The sequence below is a fragment of the Halorubrum californiense DSM 19288 genome, assembly GCF_000336875.1.
GTDB classification, from domain to species: Archaea; Halobacteriota; Halobacteria; order Halobacteriales; family Haloferacaceae; genus Halorubrum; species Halorubrum californiense.
In genome coordinates this window covers 73,995-94,948 of sequence record NZ_AOJK01000008.1, presented here as the reverse complement: position 1 = coordinate 94,948, position 20,954 = coordinate 73,995, and the positions used below count along the sequence as shown (strand labels likewise).

Annotated in this window: 20 protein-coding genes and 1 pseudogene (1 of these 21 only partly in view); 8 read left to right on the top strand and 13 right to left on the bottom strand. The window is 66.8% G+C overall.

The features are described from left to right. Positions 1-54: 54 nt before the first annotated feature. Positions 55-528, top strand: a complete 474-nt coding sequence (locus C463_RS00840) for a GNAT family N-acetyltransferase (RefSeq protein ID WP_008440214.1) — start codon at positions 55-57, stop codon at positions 526-528. A 31-nt stretch (positions 529-559) separates the two neighbouring features. Here C463_RS00840 and lrpA1 read toward each other — a convergent pair whose 3' ends face one another. The 3 genes from lrpA1 to C463_RS00825 form a co-directional block, all read right to left on the bottom strand. Further along, positions 560-988, bottom strand: coding sequence for an HTH-type transcriptional regulator LrpA1 (lrpA1, locus tag C463_RS00835; protein ID WP_008440213.1), 429 nt, complete (start codon positions 986-988; stop codon positions 560-562). Positions 989-1,071: 83 nt separating this feature from the next. Further along, on the bottom strand, positions 1,072-2,010 hold the full coding sequence (locus C463_RS00830) for a thiamine pyrophosphate-dependent enzyme (protein WP_008440212.1): 939 nt from the start codon (positions 2,008-2,010) through the stop codon (positions 1,072-1,074). A gap of 3 nt (positions 2,011-2,013) precedes the next feature. After that, entirely contained in the window at positions 2,014-3,909 is a 1,896-nt protein-coding gene (locus C463_RS00825) for a 2-oxoacid:acceptor oxidoreductase subunit alpha (protein ID WP_008440211.1), read from the bottom strand. Between the two features lie 173 nt (positions 3,910-4,082). On the opposite strand from C463_RS00825, the gene dph5 reads away from it, so the two are divergent. From dph5 to C463_RS00810, 3 genes are all read left to right on the top strand, one after another. Further along, the gene (gene dph5, locus C463_RS00820; RefSeq protein WP_008440210.1) at positions 4,083-4,880 is read left to right on the top strand and encodes a diphthine synthase; all 798 of its coding nucleotides are present in this window, start codon (positions 4,083-4,085) and stop codon (positions 4,878-4,880) included. 88 nt (positions 4,881-4,968) lie between these two features. After that, a complete protein-coding gene (locus C463_RS00815; protein WP_008440209.1) occupies positions 4,969-5,355 on the top strand; it encodes a CBS domain-containing protein in 387 nt (128 codons plus the stop codon). A 114-nt stretch (positions 5,356-5,469) separates the two neighbouring features. Further along, positions 5,470-5,844: a CBS domain-containing protein gene (locus C463_RS00810; protein ID WP_008440207.1), complete on the top strand. Its 375-nt coding sequence runs from the start codon at positions 5,470-5,472 to the stop codon at positions 5,842-5,844. 66 nt (positions 5,845-5,910) lie between these two features. Here C463_RS00810 and C463_RS00805 read toward each other — a convergent pair whose 3' ends face one another. The 9 genes from C463_RS00805 to C463_RS00765 all read right to left on the bottom strand — a co-directional run bounded on the left by C463_RS00805 (position 5,911) and on the right by C463_RS00765 (position 14,311). Next, complete coding sequence (locus tag C463_RS00805) at positions 5,911-7,158, bottom strand: MgtC/SapB family protein (protein WP_008440204.1); 1,248 nt, start codon at positions 7,156-7,158, stop codon at positions 5,911-5,913. Between the two features lie 181 nt (positions 7,159-7,339). Next, entirely contained in the window at positions 7,340-8,302 is a 963-nt protein-coding gene (gene artA, locus C463_RS00800) for an archaeosortase A (protein ID WP_008440203.1), read from the bottom strand. A 167-nt stretch (positions 8,303-8,469) separates the two neighbouring features. Further along, on the bottom strand, positions 8,470-8,922 hold the full coding sequence (locus C463_RS00795) for a transcription elongation factor Spt5 (protein WP_008440202.1): 453 nt from the start codon (positions 8,920-8,922) through the stop codon (positions 8,470-8,472). Then, on the bottom strand, positions 8,922-9,098 hold the full coding sequence (locus C463_RS00790; RefSeq protein ID WP_004598344.1) for a protein translocase SEC61 complex subunit gamma: 177 nt from the start codon (positions 9,096-9,098) through the stop codon (positions 8,922-8,924). Before C463_RS00790 ends, C463_RS00795 begins: the two co-directional genes overlap by 1 nt. Positions 9,099-9,199: 101 nt before the next feature. Then, entirely contained in the window at positions 9,200-10,354 is a 1,155-nt protein-coding gene (gene ftsZ / locus C463_RS00785; protein WP_008440201.1) for a cell division protein FtsZ, read from the bottom strand. Between the two features lie 146 nt (positions 10,355-10,500). After that, positions 10,501-11,955, bottom strand: coding sequence for a D-aminoacyl-tRNA deacylase (locus C463_RS00780; RefSeq protein WP_049905359.1), 1,455 nt, complete (start codon positions 11,953-11,955; stop codon positions 10,501-10,503). 107 nt (positions 11,956-12,062) lie between these two features. Beyond that, positions 12,063-13,013 (bottom strand): calcium/sodium antiporter, encoded by a 951-nt coding sequence (locus tag C463_RS00775; protein ID WP_008440199.1) that lies wholly within the window; start codon positions 13,011-13,013, stop codon positions 12,063-12,065. Between the two features lie 75 nt (positions 13,014-13,088). Next, complete coding sequence (locus tag C463_RS00770) at positions 13,089-13,283, bottom strand: DUF7333 family protein (protein WP_008440198.1); 195 nt, start codon at positions 13,281-13,283, stop codon at positions 13,089-13,091. An 83-nt stretch (positions 13,284-13,366) separates the two neighbouring features. Beyond that, positions 13,367-14,311 carry a PhzF family phenazine biosynthesis protein gene (locus tag C463_RS00765; protein ID WP_008440197.1) on the bottom strand — a complete coding sequence of 315 codons (945 nt, stop codon included), beginning with the start codon at positions 14,309-14,311 and terminating at the stop codon, positions 13,367-13,369. A 137-nt stretch (positions 14,312-14,448) separates the two neighbouring features. Here C463_RS00765 and C463_RS00760 point away from each other — a divergent pair, with 137 nt between their 5' ends. Beyond that, the gene (locus C463_RS00760; protein WP_008440196.1) at positions 14,449-15,795 is read left to right on the top strand and encodes an alkaline phosphatase family protein; all 1,347 of its coding nucleotides are present in this window, start codon (positions 14,449-14,451) and stop codon (positions 15,793-15,795) included. A gap of 94 nt (positions 15,796-15,889) precedes the next feature. Next, positions 15,890-16,453, top strand: a complete 564-nt coding sequence (locus C463_RS00755) for a DUF7097 family protein (RefSeq protein WP_008440195.1) — start codon at positions 15,890-15,892, stop codon at positions 16,451-16,453. 41 nt (positions 16,454-16,494) lie between these two features. On the opposite strand, the gene C463_RS00750 is transcribed toward C463_RS00755, so the two are convergent. Then, complete coding sequence (locus C463_RS00750; protein ID WP_008440193.1) at positions 16,495-17,235, bottom strand: hypothetical protein; 741 nt, start codon at positions 17,233-17,235, stop codon at positions 16,495-16,497. 140 nt (positions 17,236-17,375) lie between these two features. Between C463_RS00750 and C463_RS00745 the strand changes: the two genes are divergently transcribed. Both C463_RS00745 and C463_RS00740 read left to right on the top strand, forming a co-directional pair. Then, complete coding sequence (locus tag C463_RS00745; protein WP_008440191.1) at positions 17,376-18,056, top strand: DUF6517 family protein; 681 nt, start codon at positions 17,376-17,378, stop codon at positions 18,054-18,056. A gap of 2,062 nt (positions 18,057-20,118) precedes the next feature. After that, positions 20,119-20,954, top strand: a pseudogene (locus tag C463_RS00740) (hypothetical protein); it runs 612 nt beyond the window's last position.

Genomic DNA, 20,954 nt, shown 5'->3' with positions numbered 1-20,954 from the left:
GGGATCAATTCACGTCCCGAAACCTATAGGTGCGTTCTTTACTCACGGTCGAACATGGATGTCCGGGCGGCTCGGCCCGACGACGCGGAAGCGTTGCGGACCGCGGTGTCGCGAGCCCGCGAGGAGACGGTGTTCGACGACATCGGCGCGCCCTTACTCGACGTGTCCGCCGCCGGCGTCCGCGAGGCCGCCGCCGAGGCGGAGTGGTCGTTCCTGATGGAACACGACGAGGAGGGACCCGTCGGCTTGGCCATCGCACATCCCGACCCCGACGGGACCGAGGCGGAGCTGCTGGCGCTGTGGGTCCATCCGAACCGCGCCGGCGAGGGCGTCGCGGACGAGCTGCTCGCCCGCGTAGGAGACGCGCTCGCCGACCGGGGCGTCGAGACGCTCCGCGCGACGGTGCCCGCCGACCGCCCCAGCGCCGAGGAGTTCTTCAGCGCGCACGGGTTCGCGCCGCGCGGAACTCGCCGTAGCCCGGCAGGTGACGAGTCGGTCGTCGTCGCCGATCCGAGAGTGCTCGGCTGACGCGCGCGACGTCGAGAAACGGACCGCCGACTTACTTTAGGCGCTCCTGGAGGAACGAGGGGTGCGCCGCGGTGACACCGTCGACGCCGAGCAGCCGCTCGGAGATGACGTCGCCGAGTTCGTCGCCGTCGCCGGCGCGGACCTCGGCCATCAGCATGTGGTCGCCGGAGGGGGTGTACAGCGCCTGGACCTCGTCGAGCGATTTCAGTTCGCGGGTGGCCTCCACGTACTGCCCCGAGTCCACGTCCATGCCGACCATCGCGATCGACTGCGACGAGAGCTTCTTCGGGTCGACCTCCGCGGAGTAGCCGACGATCACGCCCCGCTCTTCGAGGCGGTCGATGTACTTCCGCACCGTCGGCTTCGAGACGTCGGCCCGCTCTGCGATCTCTCCGCAGGACGCCTGCGCGTCCTCCTCTAACACGGAGAGGATCCGTTCCTCCGTCGATACAGTACTCATACTACTCCGTTTGTCACCAATGAAAAAATACCTTGCGAAGCAAAAAACGAACTCGCCGCACCGTGAACGGCCGCCGGCCCCGCTCAGGCGTGTTTGTCGAGGAACATGTCGTGGGAGCGCTCCCACTCGTAGTCGTCGTCCCAGTAGCGCTCGGCCAGCGGCTCCTCGGGCATCTCGCCGATCGTCTGCTTCTCTTGGCCGTAGGAGGGGCGCTCCTCGTCGACGTAGAAGCGGCCGGTGAGGACCTCGCCCTCGTACAGCGACTCCTCGGTCGTCCGCATCATCTCGGCGGCCTCGACGCGGTCCGTCTTGTCGAACTCGTAGTCGTCGGACTCGTTGACGTCGATGTACGGGACGTACTGGCGCGCGTCCTTGTTCCAGGTCGGGCACTGGGTGAGGAAGTCGACGTGCGCGAACCCGTCGTGTTCGATCGCCTCGGTGATGATCTCCTTCGCCTGGTTCGGGTTCACCGCGGCCGTCCGGGCGACGTAGGAGGCGCCGGCGTTGAGCGACATCGAGAGCGGCTTGATCGGCTCCTTGGCGCTCCCGTGGGGCTGCGTCTTCGACTTGTGGCCCTTCGGACTCGTGGGGGAGGTCTGCCCCTTCGTGAGCCCGAAGATCTCGTTGTTGAACACGATGTACGTCATGTCGTGGTTCTCCCGGGCCGTGTGGATGAAGTGGTTCCCGCCGATCCCGTAGCCGTCGCCGTCGCCGCCGGCGGCGATCACTTCGAGATCGGGGTTCGCGAGCTTCGCGGCGCGGGCCACGGGCAGCGAGCGCCCGTGGATCGTGTGGAACCCGTACGTGTCGAGGTAGCTGTTCAGCTTGCCCGAACAGCCGATCCCGGTACACAGCAGCGTCTCCTCGGGCGTGCGCCCGACTTCCGGAAGCGCCTGCTTGAGCGCCTTCAGGACGCTGAAGTCACCGCAGCCCGGACACCAGGTCGGCTGCGGCTCCACGCCGGGGGTGTACTCGTCGCGGTCGATCTCCCGTTCCTCTCCGATTGCTGAAAACGTGCTCATTGGTTAGTCACCTGCGGCTGGGACGAAGGTGGTCTGGTTGCCGGGGGCGTCGCCGTCGCCCTCGACGATCGCCGTCTCGAACCCGTCGACGATCTCCGCCGGCTCGAACGGGTTCCCGTTGTACTTCAGCAGGCTCGACAGCTTCTCGCCGTACTGGCCGAGGTTCTTCTGGACGAGCCCGCGGAACTGTCCGGACGCCGTCATCTCCACGACGAGGACCTCGTCGACGCTCTCGACGAACTCCCTGACCTGCTCGGTCGGGAACGGGAGCATGTCGGAGACGCCGTACGACTTCACCGAAACGCCAGCGTCATTGAGGCGACCGACGGCCTCCTCGACGGTCCCCTGCTGGCTGCCGAACGTGAGGATGCCGTACTCGGCGTCCTCGGGACCGGCGTACGACCCCGTGTCCTCGGTGTCGAGGTCCTCGCGGATCGCGGCCAGCTTCTCGGCCCGCCGGTCGATCTGCGCGACCCGGTTCTCCGGGGACTCGCTGATGTGGCCGGTCGGGTCGTGCTCGTTGCCCGTCGCGAGGAAGCGACCGCCCTTCTGGCCGGGGATCGACCGCGGCGAGACGCCGTCGTCGACGTCGTGCTGGAAGCGGTGGAACTTGCCGTCCTCGCTGTGCGGTTGCTCGGACAGCGCGTCCTCCGAGAGCGTCTTCCCGAGGTCCGGGTTCGGCTCGCGGTCGAAGTGGCTCTTCGGGACGTTCTTCATCTCGCCGCCGAGCTTCTGGTCGTACAGGAGGATCGACGGGATCTGGTACTCGTAGGCCAGCCGGAAGGCGAGCCGCGACTGCTCGTACGCTTCCTCGACGGTGCCGGGGGCCAGCACGACCCGCTGGGAGTCGCCCTGCGACGTGTAGAGGACGTGTTCGAGGTCGGACTGCTCCGGCTTCGTCGGCATCCCGGTCGAGGGGCCGGCGCGCATGGCCTCGACGAGGACGACGGGCGTCTCCGTCATCTCCGCGAGCCCGAGCGGCTCGGACATCAGCGCGAACCCGCCGCCGGAGGAGCCGGACATCGCCTTGACGCCGGCGTGCGAGGCGCCGACCGCGAGCGCCGCCGCGGCGATCTCGTCTTCCACCTGCTCGGAGATCCCGCCGAGCTTCGGCAGGTTCTGCGTCATGATGGTGAACACCTCGGTCCACGGCGTCATCGGATAGCCGGCGATGAACCGGCACCCCTCGTCGATGGCGCCGTAGGCGATGGCGTCCGAGCCGGACATGAGCAGCTGTTCCTCGTCGTGTTCGCCCGTCGGCACCGACACGTCCGGGGCGTCCACGTCGTACTCTTCGCTGACCTGATCGTACGCGATCTGGAGGATCTCGAGGTTCGGTTCGAGGATCTTCTCCGGCATCGCGTCGCGCATGAGGTCCTGGACGTGATCGAGGTCCATCCCGGTCAGCGCGCAGGTCGCGCCGACGCCGGCGGTGTTCCGCATGACCTCACGCCCCTGGTCGCGGGCGAGCCCGCGGAGGTCGAGGGGGTATACGTGCCAGTTGTTCTCCTCGACGCGTTCGTCGAAGTTCGGAATCTCGGAGGCGTCGAGGAGCCCCTCGTCGTAGACGATGACTCCGCCCTCGCGGAGTTCGTCGAGGTTCTCCGAGAGCGGCTTGATCTCCTCGTTGCCGTAGACGGCCTCCTCCTCCGGGTTGCGGGCGAACGAGTCGCCCAGCGCGAGCAGGAAGTTGTAGCCGTCGCCCCGGGATTCGACCGGGCCCGCCGACGCGCGGACCTCGGTGTACGTGTGACCGCCGCGGATCCGCGACGGGTAGTGCCGATGCGTGAAGACGTTGAGCCCCGATCGCATCAAGGCCTTCGCGAAGTTCTGGCTGGTCGAAGCGATCCCGTCACCGGACCCCCCCGATATCCGCCAGATGAGTTCGTCGTCAGTCATAGTGGTGTGTGAGCCCGAGTGGGCCTCGTGGCCTGAAGTTGTGCTGGTTCCCTCTTAGGGCTTGCTATGGAATCCCAAGGGACAATCATGAAGATCTATTAGGGAGTCACACCGTCACATCCGACTGACCGGGGTTTCGCGCCCTTTTAGGGCGCCGCGCGCCGAGCGCTCGCATGCTCACGTTCATCGGACTCGGCCTCTACGACGAGCGCTCCGTCACCGTCGAGGGGCGCGAGGCGTTGCGCGAGGCCGACCGCGTCTTCGCGGAGTTCTACACCAGTCGGCTGGTCGGCGCCGACGTCGCGGACTTGGAGGCACACCACGGCGTCGACGTCGAGGTCCGCGACCGCGACGGCGTCGAGCGGGACCCGGAGCCGATCCTCGACGCGGCCGCGTCCGGCGACGCGGCGTTCCTCACCGCCGGCGACACGATGATTTCGACGACCCACACCGACCTCCGCCTCCGCGCCGAGGAGCGCGGGATCGACACGCGGGTGATCCACGGCGTGACCGCCCAGTCCGCGGCGTCGAGCCTGACCGGACTCCAGAACTACCGGTTCGGGAAGGCGACGACGCTGCCGTTCCCGTACGCACACGGCGGCGACGACGTGCCCGCGAGCGTGGTCGAGACGATAGAGGCGAACCGCGAGCGCGGGCTCCACACCGTCGTCTACCTCGACATCAAGGTGGGGACGGGGCCGTCCGGCCGCGACCCCGACCACGAGGAGTACATGACCGCGGACGTCGCCGCCGGGTTGCTCGCCGCGGAGTGGGCGGACGAACTCGCGGTCGTCGTCGCGCGCGCCGGCTCCCCGGACGCGGTCGTCGCCGCCGACCGGCTGAGCGCGCTGGCGGACCGCGAGTTCGGCGACCCGCTCCACCTGATCGCGATCCCCGGTGACCTCCATCACGTCGAGGCGGACGCCCTCGCCGGGCTCGCCGGCGCTCCGGAGTCGCTCGTCGAGGAGTGAGGCCGCCCGCGGTCCGACTCCGCGATGCTCGCGACCGCCCCCACACCGACCGCACGTTTGATTACTGTGCTTCGCGTTACCACGATACATGAACGACGTGCCCGTCGCTCGGATCATGTCGACCGACCTCACCACGATCGAACGCGGGGCCGCCGCGGCCGAGGCGGCGCAGAAGATGCGCGAGACCGGGGTCGGCTCGCTCCTCGTCGTCGAACCCGACGAGACGCTGGCCGGGCTGATCACCGCGACGGACTTCGTCGCGCTCGTCCGTGACAATGACCCGAAAGACCGGACGCCGGTCGAGGCGTTCATGACGACCGACGTGATCACCGTCGGCCGCGACGACACCGTCGCCGAACTGGCGGAGCCGACCGCGCACGGCTACACCCACCTCCCGGTGACCGACGGCGACGGGAGGCCGATCGGGATGGTGTCGACGACGGACCTCACGGCGCACCTCTCGAAGGCGAGGTGACGGACCGGCCGCGCTTCGGGTCTCGCCGGCGTCCGTCGGACTCGAACCGAGGCCCGCCCGCCCCGCGTTGTGCGTTCCGGAAGAGTAATGAGACACGGTAGCACATGACGGGGTATGGATCTCGACGACAGGACCCGCGTCGCGGACGTGATGTCGACGCCGCTGGAGACGGTCGGAGCGAACGCGCCCGTTCGGGAGGCCGCCCGCCGGATGCGCGACGAGAACATCAGCGCGCTGGTGGTGACGACCGGCGGCGGCTGTATCGTCACGCAGAGCGACGTGGTCGGGGCGGTCGCCGACGGGCACGACCCCGAGGCGACGACGGTCCGCGACGTGATGACCGAGGACGTCGAGACGGTGACGCCCGACCTGATGCTGCAGGAGGTCGCCGCAATGATGACGATGTACGGCGTGAAACACCTCCCGGTCGTCGACGACGACTACGTGGGGATGGTCTCCTCGACGGACATCGCCGAACACCTCTCCTGAACCGGGTCCACGCCTTTCGAGGCGGACCCTCTCACGAGACCGACCGCGCGCCGCGGTCGACGCCGCTCACAGCAGCAACAGCGGCAGCCCGGCGACCACTCCCACGACGATCAGCAGGAGGTTCCAGAGGAACACCGGCCGCACCAGTTCCCGCGCGATGCTGGCCGCGAAGGCGGTCTTGATAAGGATGCTGGCGGCGGTGCCGGCGACCACGCCCGCGACCGCGGTGTCGACCCCGATCTGTCCGGTCCCGAGCAGCGACACCGCCGTGGTGGTCGAGGTCCCCGACGACACCAACCCGGCGAGGAAGGAGGTGGCGACGAACCCGCCCGCGCCGAACGTCTGCTCGGCGACGGCGGAGACGAGCAGCACGAGTATGAAGAGCGCGCCGAAGGTGAGCGCGTTGCCGAGGCTGAACGGGGAAGTGAGTTCGGCCTCCATCGTCGTCCGCCAGTCGCTGCGCCACACGGCGACGCCGATCCCCGCGAGCGTGATCGCGCCGAGCGGCGCCCCGACGACGAGCGCCGCCTCCGGGACGAAGACGGCCACCACCGCGGCGTTCCGGAACGCCATCGCCGCGTTCGCGAGGAGGATCGACCCCACCGCTATCTCGCCGAGGTCCGCGCGCCCCTTCGCGCGCTTCGCCATCTCGGCGACGACCGCCGTCGAGTTGACGAGCCCGCCGAAGAAGCCCGTCACCGCGTAGCCGCGCCCCTGATACCGCTTCACCAGCACGTAGTTGACGAAGCCGATGGCGCTGACCGCCACCACGAGCGACCAGACGAGCCGCGGCTGGACCGCGTCCCACGGGTCGATCGTCTCGGCCGGGAGGAGCGGAAAGACGACGAACGCGAGGATGGTGAACTCCACCGCGCTGCGCACCTCCTCGCGGGAGAGCCCCCACGCGAACTCGTGGAGCTCTCGCTTCAACACGAGCAGGAGCGACGAGAGCACCGCCACCGTCACCGACTCGATGAACAGCCCCTCGGCGACGAGCACGCCGACCCCGTACGCGACGAGCAGCGACGCCGAGGTGGTCAGCGAGAGCCCGTCGACCTCGGGCTCGACGAAGCTCCGGACGGCGAGCAGCACCGCGCTGGCGACCACCAGCACGCCGCCGACGACGAGCAGTCCCGACTCGCCGAGCAGCGAGAACACCGCGGCCGCGAGGCTGACGAGCGCGAACGTCCGGATCCCGGCCGACTTCTGCGACCACTCCCGCTCCAGCCCGAGGAACATGCCGAGCGCGGTCGCCAAGACCAGCTTGGCGACGTTCGTCTCCAGGTAGACGAACGGGTCGACCGCGCTCAACACTAGCGATCACCCCGCCGCAGCCGCGCTCTGCGGCCGGACCCCGGCGTTTCCTCTCGCGTCCTCGCAGTCATAGTCGCTCGTACCCGTCGCCCACGTCTATAGTTTGCTATATAGAACTATATATTTCTGGCAATACCCGGAGACTCGACCGCCCCGGCGGGGTCGTCGACCGGGTACCGAACTACCGGTTCGTCGGCTCGCGCGGGAGGTCGAGCGCCTCGGTCAGGTCGTGTTCCTCGCCGGTGATGAGGTAGAGGACGTCCTCCAAGATCACCGCGAGTTCGGGTAGCTGGCGCACCGCGAGGAAGGTGATCGCGATGAGCGCCACGACCGCCAGCAGCTGGCTCATGATGCGGTCGGAGATGAGGAAGGAGACCCGGTACGGGTCGGTCGCGCCGAACATCGTCAACACGAGGTCCGGGTACCAGTGCATGTACTGGTTGCCGGCGACGATCGAGATGAACGCCGTTCGGAAGATGTTCAGGACGTAGATGAGCGGGATCGACACCGCGAGCGCGCGGAGCTTCCGCGAGAGCGGCGCCTCGACGGCGGCCACGAGGCCGCCGAAGATGGCCATGCTCCCGAGCCCCGTACACGCCAGCACGATGTGGATGATGACGGTGTGGCCGTCGTCGAGCGTCCACGAGTACGCCGCGTCGTACCCCTCGCTGCTCGTCACCGCCTCCGGCGCGTAGCCGAGGAGGTCGATGAGCATCCCGGTCTGCGTCGCGACGACCTCGATGAGGATCCGACGTGGCTCCGGGACGGCGATCCCGGCGAACGTGAACGCCGGAATCGTCTCGAACGGGAGGTAAATGAACAGCATAATCGCGATGGCCCGGGTGAGGGTGAAAAGCGACGCCCGCCCGTCGTACAGGAGGTACCCCGCGTACACGCTGGCGGGGAAGCCGACGAGCGCGAGGATCGACTCGACGTAGCTCTGGTGTTCGAACGCGAAGTACGGCACCGTCGACAGCCAGAACAGCCCGAACAGCGCCCACGTCGCGGCCGCGAGCGTGCGCCCCGCGGCCAGCCCGCGGCTGTCGAGCACCCACGCCGTCGCGAAGAGGATCGCGACGATCCACGCGAACGTGAACGTGTCGGGGATCACGCTCAACACCGCCGGCGCGCCGTGGCCGAACATATCCGCCTCGTCCGTCGTCGTCGAATAAAGCCCTTGTCGTTGCGTGCGAATCCGGCGTCAGAGCGCCGAGTCGGTCCGCCGCGCGTCGCCCGCTTATCCGGCCCGAGGAGCTACCGCTCTTCGTTGTCTGCTCGCGGCGCGTTGCGCCGCTCGCTCAATACGAGGAACTACCGTTCCTCGCTGTCGAGGACGCGGATCTGGTCGCCGCGGACCGTCACCGGGATCGGGACGGTCGCCTCGTACAGCTCGACGGTCACTTGATCTTTCCCCTCGTCGATCCGCTGGACGCGCGCCTTCTCGCCCTTGAACGGGCCGGCGATCAGCTCGACGATGTCGCCCTCGCCGATCCCCTCCACGTCCGGGGTCGGCGAGAGGAAGTGTTCCACCTCGGAGAAGGGACTCTCGGCGGGGCCGCCGCCGCCCTGGATGACGCCGCGGGCGTGCGGGATCTCGTCGAGGATCCGGCCGAATGCGGTCCCGTCGGTCGCCTCGACCATCACGTAGCTGGTGAGCTGGTCGGGAGCGATGACGGCCTGGATCTCCGGCGCCTCCTTCTCGGCGATCATGTCGGCGACGGTGCGCTCTTGGCTCGCCGTCGTCTTGACCGAGTAGATCGGCATTACGCGCCGACCCCCGGGATCAGGCTCATGATCGCGAAGATCAGGAAGCCGATGAACCCGATGAGCAGAATCCCGGCGCCGGCGATCTTCGACACCTGGAGGAACTCGTCGGTGCTCGGCGTGCTCGCCAGCTTCAGCACCCGAATATAACTGTTGAGGTCGTACGGAACGTCCATGTTAGCTGCGGATTCGAGACGAGACGGTTTTTACCTTTTGATGCGGCCCCAGAGCGGTGACGGCGCGCCGCGCGGCGAGCGGCCCGCGCGCTCGGCGGGCGTCACTCCACGTAGTCGATGTCCTCGACGTCGGCGGTGGTGCCCTCCGGCGGCTCGCCGTTGCTGCCGTAGATCTGCGGCGACTCGACGCCGGTCACGACGATCATCGTCCGCATCTCGCCTTCGAGTTCGTCGTCGACCGAGGTCCCCCAGATGATCCGCGCGTCGGGGTCGATCCGGTCGTATATCTCCTCGACGACGCCCTCCGCCTCCTCGATGGACATGTCGGTGCCGCCGGTGACGTTGACGAGGGCGGAGTTCGCGCCGGAGATGTCGACGTCGAGCAGCGGCGAGCGCAGCGCCGACTTCACCGAGTCCTGCGCCTTCGAGTCGGAGTCGGACTCGCCGAGGCCGATCATCGCGACGCCGCCCTTCTCCATGACCGTGCGAACGTCGGCGAAGTCGAGGTTGACCAGCCCGGGCATCGTGATGAGCTCCGTGATCCCCTTCACCGAGCGCATCAGCACCTCGTCGGACACCTTGAACGCCTGCCGGACGGGGAGCTTCCCGACCGCGTCGAGCAGGCGGTCGTTGGGGACGACGATGACCGTGTCGCTCACGTCGCGGAGCCGCTCCAGGCCGGCCTCGGCGTTCGTCCGTCGGACCTCGCCCTCGGCCGTGAACGGCGTCGTGACGATGGCGATGGTGAGCGCGCCCGACTCGCGGGCCGCCTTCGCGACGACCGGCGCCGAGCCCGTCCCCGTGCCCCCGCCGAGCCCGGCGGTGACGAACACCATGTCGGAGCCGTCGATGGCGTCTTGGATCTCCTCTTGGGACTCGATGGCGGCCTCCTCGCCGACCTGCGGGAGGGAGCCCGCGCCGCGGCCCTGCGTCTTCTGCTGGCCCATGAGGATCTTCGTGTCGGCCTCGATGTTGACGAGGTGCTGGACGTCGGTGTTGGCCGCGACCAGCTTCGCGCCGTGGATCCCCTCCTCGGTCATCCGGTTGACGGTGTTGCCGCCGGCGCCCCCGCAGCCGACGACCGTGATGTTCGTCTGGAGGTCTTGGAGGACGTCCTGTAGCTCGTCGTCGGTCATCGTCCCGGTCTGCGGCGGCGCGCCGGCGCTCCCTCCGGCGGCGCTCTCGCCGGCTCCCCCGGCGTCGTCTGCGGGGGCCTCTTCGGCTTCGTCGATGGCGTCGTCAACGATGGAGTCCATTATGTGGTGTGGTTGCGACCCGGACGTATTTATTTTTGCCCGTTCGTCTGACGCGAGTCGGACGCCGAAATCACCGGCGTCCGCCGCCGACCGCCGTGAGTACGGGCGCCACGCGTCCGGCCGTCGAACGCGACGATTCTTATAAATCAGTCGTGCGAGCCGGGGTCGATCGGAAACCGCTCCGTCCGCGTCCGCGACACGTCCTCTGGCTTGACGGTCTCGCCGTCGACCTCGACGGCCTCCCCGTCGGCCAGCCGTCCGAACGCCGGTCCCTCCGGGACGCCCCGCTCGGCCGCCAGTTCCGGGTCGAACGCCGTCTCGTCGGCGACGACCGCGTTCCGGTCTGGCGCCACCTCGACGTCGTCGTAGCCCGCCTCCAGCACCGCCGCCAACTCCTCGACGAGGTCCGCGTACCCCGGCGTCTCCGGAGCGGTCGCGAGCGCGACGCGCCCGGCCGCCCGGGTGCCGCCCTGCCCCGTGTCGAAGGCGACGGCGACGCGCTCGACCGCCTCTCGCGCCGCGTCGGCGTCGAGCCCCTGCGCCCGCGCCAGCAGGTCCGCCGGGAGGTCGCGGACGCGGATCGCGTCGCCGGCGTCGCCGGGAGACGCGTCGCCGGCACCGCCGTCGTCTTCGGGGCCTGCGCCCGCCTCGTCGACCACGTCCCCGAACCGCAGTCCCTCGTCCACGGAACCGATCTCTGCCTCCAACCGCTCGACGAGCGGGAGCGGGGCGTCGCCGACCTCGCGGACCCACGTCTCGCTCACCACTCGGTGCCCGAGGTCCTCGACGACCGCGGCGAGGTCGGGGCGGTCGCCGTCGATCACGGCGCGCTCGGCGCGGCTCCGCTCGAATGCGGCCTCGATCACGTCCCGGTTCGCGTCGGGCGCGCCGAGGTCGGCGAGCGTCCAGTCGGCGCCGACGTGCCCCACCGCCCACTCGGTCTCGCGGACGATCCGGGTGAACCGCGGCGCGTAGTGGCCGCCCCCGAACCCGACGACGTGACGGGGGCGCGTCTCTGTCTCCGCGTCGGCGACGTCCTCGTCGACCAGATCCGCGCCCGTCCCTCGCAGGTCGAGGACCGCCCGCGCGACCGCCCGGGCCGCCCCCGGGTCCTCCCACTGCGGCTCGTCCGAGCCCAGTTCGACGAACAGCGACGGGACGGAGACGTCGGTCGGCCCGTGGTGCGTACACTCGATGCCGACCTCGTACCCCTCGGGCGCGTGCCGCGCGAGCGCGTCGACGACGCGCTTCTCGGCGCCAGGCGCGGCCCGCGCCAGCGACTCGGGGTCGCCGCCGTACTCGGCGCCGCCGAAGTTCCCGGTGACGTGGGCGGTGAGCAGTTCGCCGCTCTCGCCCGAGTGCCTGGAGACGAACGCGAGGAACTCGGGGTCGCAGTCGAACGCGGCGACCGGATCCGACAGGCGGATGTGGAGGTCGTCGAATTTGCGGAGCTCGAACCCCGAGGTCCGGTAGTACGTTCCGCCTCCGTCGGCGTCGGGCCGCGAGTCGTCCTCCCGCGACTCCCAGTCGCCGACCTCCAGCAGCCGCTCGCCGATGTGCGCCGAGGCGCTGTCGGCCCGGCTGACGACGATCGCTATCACGCCACGGCCTCCGCCGCCCGCGGCCGAATACCCGTCGGTTCCGGTCACCGAGACGGCTCCGTCCGGGCGCGTCACTCCGGGGCCGCCATCCCGAACCGCCCCCCGCGCTACGGGAGCAACAGGTAGACGAAGACCCCGTAGCCGACGGTGAGGACCGCGCCGTCGATTCGGGTGATCCGCTCGCTGTACGCCATGATGCCGACGATGACGGCCGTGAACGCGAGCAGCGCGGGGAACTCGAAGCCCCGGACGCTCGGGGCGACGCGGATGGGGGTGACCACGGCGACGATACCGATGACGGCGAGGATGTTGTAGATGTTCGAGCCGACGACGTTGCCGACGCTGAACTCCGCCTCGCCGCGGACCGCGGCCACGACGCTGGCCGCCAGCTCCGGCAGCGACGTGCCGAGCGCCAGCACGGTGAGTCCGATGAAGATGTCCGAGAAGCCGGCGGCCGCCAGCAGCGACTCGCTGCCGTCGATCAGCCAGCGCGAGCCGAGGACGAGCGCCGTGATCCCGGCGACGACGATCGCGACGTCGCGGCCCTTCGCGTCGGGCATCTCGTCCCGTTCGCTGTCGGTGATCGCGGACTGGTTCCCCTGAACGCGTCGAAGCACCGCGGCGGTGAACGCGACGAGCGTCACGAGCAGCACGACCCCGTCGACGAGCCCGATCCGACCGTCCCAGCCAAGGCCGACCAGCAGCAGCGCGGCCAACACCATGAACGGGACGTCCCGGCGGAACACCGTGTCGGAGACCTCGAGCGGGCGAATCAACGCCGACACACCCAACACGAGACCGATGTTCGCGATGTTCGAGCCCACGATCGCGCCGAGTCCGATGTCGGTCGACACCGTGACCGCGCCGAGCAGGGAGACGAAGAGCTCCGGGGCCGTCGTCGCGAACGCCACGACGGTGACGCCGACCGTCGACGCCTTCAGTCCCACGGCGAGCGCGAGGTCTCTCGCCCCCGCCACGAGCAGCTCGGCACCGACGTAGAGGAGGGCGACGCCGCCGACGATCAACAGCAGTTCGGCGAGTGGCGACCCGGGCAGCACGGCTCCGGGTTCGCGGGCGGGTTTCAAAAGGGTCGTGATTCCGAACCGCGCGCTCGTCCCGTTACGGTCCCGTGATCAGGCGTGCGCCGAGCGGAACTCGCCGTGTTTCACGCCGATCGCGAACGCGAGCGCACCGAAGACGAGCATCGACGGGACGACCATCATCAGCGTCGTCTGGAGGGGCATCATCTCCGCGCCGATGAGGCCGCCGGCGCCGATCGCGACGATCAGTACGAGGATCGCTGTCGCGCGTGGTAAGTCGAACTCCATATCGTTCGTACGTCGCGAGCGATCCTAAACGTTCGGTCTCGGAGGGGTGCTTCCGGAGGCGGGGGCGGGTCCGTCGCCGGTGCTCAGGCCTCGATGATCTCGTCGTCCTCGTCGTCGGGGATCCGGATCTCCCCGTCGAGCGCGACCGTCGCCCGCCCGCCGACCCGGACGCCGTCCGACTCCACGTCGACGCGAACGATCCCCGGCCGGTCGACGAAGTGGCCCTGTTCGAACCGGAGTTCGTCCGGCTCGTCCCCGTCGAAGGCGGCGACGTGCCGGAGGTACCCGCCGACCGCTCCGCTCGCGGTGCCCGTGACCGGATCCTCCGAGATGCCGAGCGAGGGGACGAACGCCCGGCCGTGGAGCGTCGATTCCGCGTCGAGCGCGTCGAATGTGAACGCGTACACGCCGGCGACGTCGAACTCCTCCGAGAGGCGCTCGACCGCCTCGTCGTCCGGGTCGGCCTCGCCGAGCCGCTCTAGGAAGTTCACGGGGACGACGAGGAACGGCAGCCCGGTCGACGCGACCGCGACGGGGAGGTCCGCGCCGACGTCGCGCAGCGCGGCGGGGTCGACGCCGAGCGCGGCCGCGACCCGGTCGAGGTCGACGTCGACGACCTCGACGCTCGGTGCCTGCTGTCGCATCCAGACGGTGCCGTCGTCGTCGACCGCGACCGTGACGTCGCCGACGTTCGTGCGGACCGTTCGCTCGCCGCCGTCGACCGTTCCCTCGGCGAACAGGGCGCCGTAGGTCGCGATCGTGGCGTGCCCGCAGAGGTCGACCTCCGTGGTCGGCGAGAAGTAGCGGAGCCGGTCGTCGACCGCGTCGTCGCCGTCGGCCGCGCCGTCCCCGTCGGTCGCTCCGTCCCCGTCCGTCAGGAACGCGGTCTCCGAGGCGCCGAGTTCGGCGGCGACCGCGGCCAGCTGACCGTCGCTCAGCCCCTTGGCGTCGAGAAGGACGCCGGCGGCGTTCCCGGAAAGCGGCTCCGCGGCGAACGCGTCGACGAGCAGCGCGCGTCGGGTCTCCATGTCGGACCCTCCGCGGGTCACGGACAAAAAGCCTCCCGAGCGAGTCGCGGGCGGGCCGCGCCGACCGCCGGGTTCCGGCCCCCGTCTCCCGGACCGCCGATGTCAATCCTTTTGCCTTCGACCGCGGATGGGTGTGTATGGGCCTCTTCGACCGGCTGCGAGGGAACGACACTCCCCGCGTGGCGTTCATCGGGATCGACGGCCTCTCCTACCGGCTCGTCGCCGACAACCCGGGGACGTTCCCGACGCTGTCGGCGATCGCGGACGACGGCGAGGGCGGACGGATCGACAGCATCGTCCCGGCGGAGTCGAGCGCGTGCTGGCCGAGCCTCACGACCGGGAAGAACCCGGGCGAAACCGGCGTGTACGGGTTCCAGGACCGCGAGGTCGGATCCTACGACACGTACGTGCCGATGGGCCGCGACATCCAGGCTCCTCGGGTCTGGGACCGCGCGACCGACGCGGGGCTCGACGCGACCGTGATGAACGTCCCCGTCACGTTCCCGCCGCAGCGAACCGTCCAGCGGATGGTCTCGGGCTACCTCTCGCCCGACCTCGACGCGGCCGCGCACCCCGAGGAGCTGCGCGAGTACCTCACGGAGAGCGACTACCGCCTGTCGGTCAACGCCAAGCTCGGCCACAAGGAGGACAAGACCGCGTTCGTAGAGCACGCCCGCGAGACCCTCGACGCCCGCGCCGCCGCCTTCGAGCGGTACGTCGAGCGCGACGACTGGGACCTCTTCGTCGGCGTCTTCACCGCCCCCGACCGCGTCGACCACTTCCTATGGGGTGACTACGAGGACGCCGGGACGTACCGGGAGGCGCTGTTGGACTTCCACGCCGCGCTCGACGACCACATCGGGACGATCCGCGAGGCGCTCCCGGACGACGTCACGCTCGTCGTCGGCTCGACGCACGGGTTCAGACGGCTGCGGTACGACGTGTACTGCAACGAGTGGCTCGAACGCGAGGGGTGGCTCTCCTACGAGGACGACGACCACGACGCGCTCGCCGACGTCGACGACGACGCCCGCGCGTACTCACTCGTCCCGGGCCGCTTCTACCTCAACGTGGAGGGTCGCGAACCGAACGGGGTCGTCCCCGAAGCCGAGTACGAGGAGACGCGCGCGGAGCTGCGCGAGGCGCTGGAGTCGTGGACCGGCCCCGACGGGAACCCGGTCGCCGACCGAGTCGTCGACCGCGAGACCGTGTTCCGGGGCGACCACGCCGCCATCGCGCCCGACCTCGTCGTCCTCCCCAACGACGGGTTCGACCTCAAGTCCGGGTTCCGCCCCAAGGAGAGGGTGTTCGACCCCGACGGCCCCCGCACCGGGATGCACGCCTTCGACGACGCCGCGCTGTTCGTCGACCACCCGGACGCGACGGTCGAGGACGCGGACCTCCTCGACGTCGCGCCCACCATCCTCCGGCTGCTCGACGTCGACTACGGCCGCACGGACTTCGACGGCGCCAGCCTAGTCTGACTCCCTCTCCGTCGTCGTCCGCTCTCTCCACTCTCCTCGCCCTCCCACCGAGACGGTCGACCGAATTGAAGTGAGTCCGCCCCCACCGCCCGGTATGGAGCGCACCCCCGACGGGACTCCCGTCGGCGTCGACGACCCGTACGCGGTCGCCGGCGTCTGCGACCACCTCACCGACGACGGTCGGTGCCGCTTCGCGCTGACGCGGGCAGGAGACGACTCCGAGTTCGCGGCCGCCCGTCGCGCCGACGGCTACGACTGTCACGTCGGCGCCGACGGTGAGTGGCACGCGTGCCCGCACTACCGGTCGACGACGGACGGGCGCGAGTGCCACCGATGCGGACTGGCGGAGGTCCGGCTGGCGCACGACGACGCCCGACCGCTGGTGGAGGAGCACCACCTCTCGTACGGTGACGCCGATTCCTCCGCACCCGGCGCCTCAGAATCAGACGATTCAGAATCCGACGGCGCCGGCCCCCACGAGATCACCGTCGCGCTGTGTCGCTGGTGTCACAGGAAGGTTCACAAGTCGTTCGCACGGATCGACGACGACGCCGTCCCCGATCCCGAGGCGATCGCGGCCCGCGAGAGCCGCCGGAGCAAGGAGCAGTCGGAGTCCGCGTTCGAGACCGCGAGCGAGCGGTTCGACCGGCAGGAGTAGCAGGACAGAACGGGCAGGGAAACGCCGGCCGACGCGTCGACTCAGTTGTCCGATTTCGGCCGGATCAGGTTCGCCAGCGCGACGAGCAGCCCGAGGAACCAGCCGAGCGGAACGGAGATGCCGATCCACATCAGCACGTAGCCGAGACCGGGAGCACCCCACTGTTGTCCGAACGTGTCCAGATCGAACGCGCCCTGAAGCGTTTCGTTGATCCCGCCGACCGTAAGGAACGTGTCGAGGATCCACTGCGCGAGTTCGGAGCTCGGTGGGAGGATTATTTCACCGATTGCCGGTGTGATCACTGCCGCGACGACCGGCGGCAGGAATATCGCCGTCATCGCGAACGGATAGGCGAGCAAGACGCTGACGAACCGACCGCCGACCTTCGAGAAGCCGGCCGCAAGCCCGGCAGAGACGACTGCAACGATGCTGGCTAGCCCGATGACGAGCATGATGTCCGTCGGCAGTTGGAAATGGGCGAGGAGTGTCAATGAACCCCACACGACGGTCGCGACGATCACCGCGCCGAGCACGCCGAAGCGCGTGACCGCGGAGTCGAGCTTCGCCGCGTAGTAGCGGGTGGCGAACCCGACGAGCAAGAGGGGGTACGCGACCGCGACGAGCGGCGCGCCCAGCACCGCCCAGAGGTAGTAGCCGACCGACTGGACGGCCGTCTCGGGCTTCCACTTCCCCAAGACGGCGCTCGGGTCGAGCTGTCGCGGGAAGACCACCTCCATCCACGTCTCGTGGAGGCGAACCACGTCTAAGAAGAGCGCTTCCACCAGCCCGGTTTGTCCTCGACGTTCCATTTGCCTCACGTCGCTCGCGGCCCGACGTGAACTTTGTGCCTTCGACTGCGGGGTTCTCGCGACCGATATCCGCGCCGATAGGCTTAAAGAACTGTACAGAGCTACCGAAGCACATGAAACGACGTGGACTGCTCGCGGCGCTCGCGGCCTCGACCTCGGTCGCTATCGCCGGGTGCGCCGGCGAAGACGGAAGCTACGAGTTCGACGCGGAACCGGCGCGCGTTCCCGAGTCCGCGTACGCGAACGGCTACACCGGAGAGGATCCGGAGTCGTACACGGTCGACCGCGAGTTCAACGTCACGGGCGTGAACGCGGAGGTCACGGCGACGACTTGGGTCGCCCGGTACACTAATCCGACGACCCAGTCGGCGCTGTTCGTGGCGAGTACGCCGAACGCCTCGGTTGCCGGACAGTCGGTCAATCCGCTCGTCAGGGTGGAGGGCGCGGACCTCATCCAACGGCTCCTCAACCAGATCAATCAGCAGGACGTCGGCGGCGGCAACACCGACATCCAGACGGACGACATCGAAGAGCGCGGCGAGGTGACCCGAACGATCCTCGACGAAGAGACCACCGTCCCGATCTTCGAGACCACGATCAGCGCCGACGTCGAGGGCACGGGCAATTCGAGCGGATCCGTCGAAGACGTACCCGTTCTGCTGTACATCGCCACCGTCCAACACACCGCGGACAGCGCGGACAGCGAAGACGTGATCGCGATGGTCGGTCTCCACCCGGAACAGGTGGGCCAGCGCGACCAGTTGCTCTCGATGATGGAAGCGGTCGAACACTGACCGGCCCGGCGCCCCCGTCTCTGCTCTTCTCTCTCGTCAGGCTCCGGTCGTCCCCCCCGAAAATATCCGGCCACGATCCGGCTACGGGGCAACGCGGTCATGCGATTATTTCTCCGAGCGGAAGCTTTCACGTCCGTAAGCCACTTATAATCGATCGACCCGAGTGAGAGATCCCGCGGTGTGACAAGAGCCGCTTCGCGGGGCCGGGCCGACTACTGACCCCGCGCTACCCCGAAGCGATCGCTCTGGCATCCGTGGCTCGCTCGCTATGATCCGGACGCGATCGCTTCGATGGCTGTGGGTCGGCATCGTGCTTTGTGTGGTGATAGGTGCTGTTGTTTTATTCATCATCTCAGGGACACTCGCAGTTTCAGCACAGTTATGGGATATGGACAGTGCGAGTGATCTTGAGATTGGAACCGAGCAACAGCAGGTGATTACTAATATCGAAGTTCTTGGTTCTAACAAGCCCGTTAAACTTCATGTCGGGGATCTTGTCAACTCCGGAGCGAAGCTAGATCACAACGCGTCATCCTACAAAATAAATGTTGACAAGAAAACAAACAGTTCAGAAGTGTATATACAAAATCCGAATAGCTCAAATGCGACAATCGTAATATCCGCCTCAGCGATCCCCAGTCCCGGACGATTTGACCTAACAATCGAAAATCTTGACACGACGAATGTTAGCTTATACAACGAGGGGTCGAAAGTAAACCGCGCCATCTCTTACACTGCCAAACAGGGAGGAAAGAACGCAACTGTTGAATTTGGCATATCGTCACCTGACTCTGTTAGATTTAAATCTGACACGTATAATGAGTCATCACGATATGTTTTCTACGATTACTCCACAAATGGAGACACAGATATTAGCAGTTCTGTAACAATTTGGGAGAAGAACCAAAATGGAGGCGTCGGCAAAAAGATCAAGACTGTAGGAGCGCGCAAAGAAGAAATATCACTCAAGAATACGAATATAGGGGGTAAGACGGAGATAATAATCGGTCTTCATTCTTCACCAGATAAGCATGGTTCTGACACAATCTACGCTTTAGATACAACAACTATTGATGTGTCAGTACCTGCTCAGGTTATAAATAGTCCATTATATTATCGCAGATCGAGTGGAGGAATGGACTCTAATAGTACTCTCCTGTTCGAATTTAACACGAACATCTCCCGTTCACAAGGATCTATAACTACTAATTTCTCCAATAATCATACAGTAAGTATTCATCTTACTAATCACTCTGAGTCATATGAGGTGGATGGTGAATTTTTGTATATTTATCCACTGAAAAATAGCAATATTTCGACACAGAATATACAACCAGAGATCGAGGGGACCAAAGTCGAGAATATTGTCTCCACTTCAAATAATTCTCCGTTCACAAAGCGGTTGATATCCCCTGTGCGTGTAGATAACCTGATCTCTAATAGAGAAGAATATACAGTTAATCAGGATTCAAATATTGGATTTCGACTAGATCCACAACATGAGTATGAAATTTCAAAGCCCAATGGTAGTTCAGTTAGACAAATAAATCCGGATAGCTCAGACTCCATACATAATATAGACACTGATAATCTTTCTCCCGGTTATTACTCGCTAAATTCCGATTCTGAAAATAAAAAAGGTACTATTCAATTGGTCAAACCCTCTATTCATCTTGAAACATCCGGGACAGTAAATGGATCTCAAATCCCGATTCATGTCGGATCGGATGGAACTAATCGGACTGGGGTTCTTAATCTCCTAAATTCAGATGGCACGGTGATCTCTGGGATGGAGATTATGTTGAACAATGCCTCCAATACCAGTAGATACATTCCTGTTTCTCAACCCGGTTCGTATACTGTACAAGTACGTGATTTGAATACCAAAATCAAAACTACCCAAAATGTGGAAGTTGTCAAAGATAGAACTCCTACTCTCCGTCCTGATATCCCCGAAAGATTGTCCATTGGTAGCCACCTCAGCACGGTTCTTAATTCGACATATGAACATTCCTCTATATCCTTGACTTCAACTAACAATACCACCACCACAACCCTCGAACTGGCGACCACCGAGACGGGTCCAACACCAGTTACGGTCAACACGTACGCGTCGCCCGACTCTCGGTCGGAGTTCGTCACAACCGGGTCCGGCATCACCGTCGAATCGGTCAGCGGGGATACCGCCCCGCTCTCGCCCGGGACGTACAACCTCACGTTGCGGTCGGAACACGGCACCGAAGTCGCCAACGACACCGCGACCGTCACCGTGGAACCGCGCTCGACGAGCGACCTGACCGCGTACACTACGCGGGCGGTCGCTCCCGGCGAATTCGAGAACGCGACTGCGGTCCGAGAGGCGATCGAGGACGGAACGCTTGCGCCCGCCACGACCGCGGCCGCGAACGATACTGTCGTGTACGCCGTGAACGCGACCGGGTTGACCGGCCTCCCGGCGGCCGCGAACGCGTCGCTGGAGCGAGGTGCGGACCTCGACGCGCTCGACGGCCTCTCGTTCGGGGTGGCGCCGACCGGGACGGACGACGGTAACGAGTCCGCCGGCGGCGACGCGCTCGGTCGGACGCCGAACGGATCCGCGGTCCACCTCGACCGGAAGGGGCTGTACCTCGTCGCGGACGGCGAACGCGCGTTCGGCACCGAGACGCTCCCCGAGCCCGGCGAGACGTTCGCGGCCGGGTTCCGGGTTGACGACGACCGACTGCGTCGAACCGCGGCGGACGACCGACACCGCGCGACGACTCGGCTGACTTACGCCGCCCCCGACCCGACCGATGGGGGAACGGACACCCGGACCGGCGACGGCTCGACCGAAGCGAGCGCGGCCACCGGCTCGGCGGCATTGGGCTCGACCGGTACGGCAGGCGGTTCCGGTTCGGC

Bases quoted from the DNA above. Each gene is read 5' to 3' on its own strand.
- C463_RS00840 (WP_008440214.1), top strand. From the start codon at position 55: ATGGATGTCCGGGCGGCTCGGCCCGACGACGCGGAAGCGTTGCGGACC.
- lrpA1 (WP_008440213.1), bottom strand. From the start codon at position 988: ATGAGTACTGTATCGACGGAGGAACGGATCCTCTCCGTGTTAGAGGAG.
- C463_RS00830 (WP_008440212.1), bottom strand. From the start codon at position 2,010: ATGAGCACGTTTTCAGCAATCGGAGAGGAACGGGAGATCGACCGCGAC.
- C463_RS00825 (WP_008440211.1), bottom strand. From the start codon at position 3,909: ATGACTGACGACGAACTCATCTGGCGGATATCGGGGGGGTCCGGTGAC.
- dph5 (WP_008440210.1), top strand. From the start codon at position 4,083: ATGCTCACGTTCATCGGACTCGGCCTCTACGACGAGCGCTCCGTCACC.
- C463_RS00815 (WP_008440209.1), top strand. From the start codon at position 4,969: ATGAACGACGTGCCCGTCGCTCGGATCATGTCGACCGACCTCACCACG.
- C463_RS00810 (WP_008440207.1), top strand. From the start codon at position 5,470: ATGGATCTCGACGACAGGACCCGCGTCGCGGACGTGATGTCGACGCCG.
- artA (WP_008440203.1), bottom strand. From the start codon at position 8,302: ATGTTCGGCCACGGCGCGCCGGCGGTGTTGAGCGTGATCCCCGACACG.
- C463_RS00795 (WP_008440202.1), bottom strand. From the start codon at position 8,922: ATGCCGATCTACTCGGTCAAGACGACGGCGAGCCAAGAGCGCACCGTC.
- C463_RS00790 (WP_004598344.1), bottom strand. From the start codon at position 9,098: ATGGACGTTCCGTACGACCTCAACAGTTATATTCGGGTGCTGAAGCTG.
- ftsZ (WP_008440201.1), bottom strand. From the start codon at position 10,354: ATGGACTCCATCGTTGACGACGCCATCGACGAAGCCGAAGAGGCCCCC.
- C463_RS00770 (WP_008440198.1), bottom strand. From the start codon at position 13,283: ATGGAGTTCGACTTACCACGCGCGACAGCGATCCTCGTACTGATCGTC.
- C463_RS00765 (WP_008440197.1), bottom strand. From the start codon at position 14,311: ATGGAGACCCGACGCGCGCTGCTCGTCGACGCGTTCGCCGCGGAGCCG.
- C463_RS00760 (WP_008440196.1), top strand. From the start codon at position 14,449: ATGGGCCTCTTCGACCGGCTGCGAGGGAACGACACTCCCCGCGTGGCG.
- C463_RS00755 (WP_008440195.1), top strand. From the start codon at position 15,890: ATGGAGCGCACCCCCGACGGGACTCCCGTCGGCGTCGACGACCCGTAC.
- C463_RS00745 (WP_008440191.1), top strand. From the start codon at position 17,376: ATGAAACGACGTGGACTGCTCGCGGCGCTCGCGGCCTCGACCTCGGTC.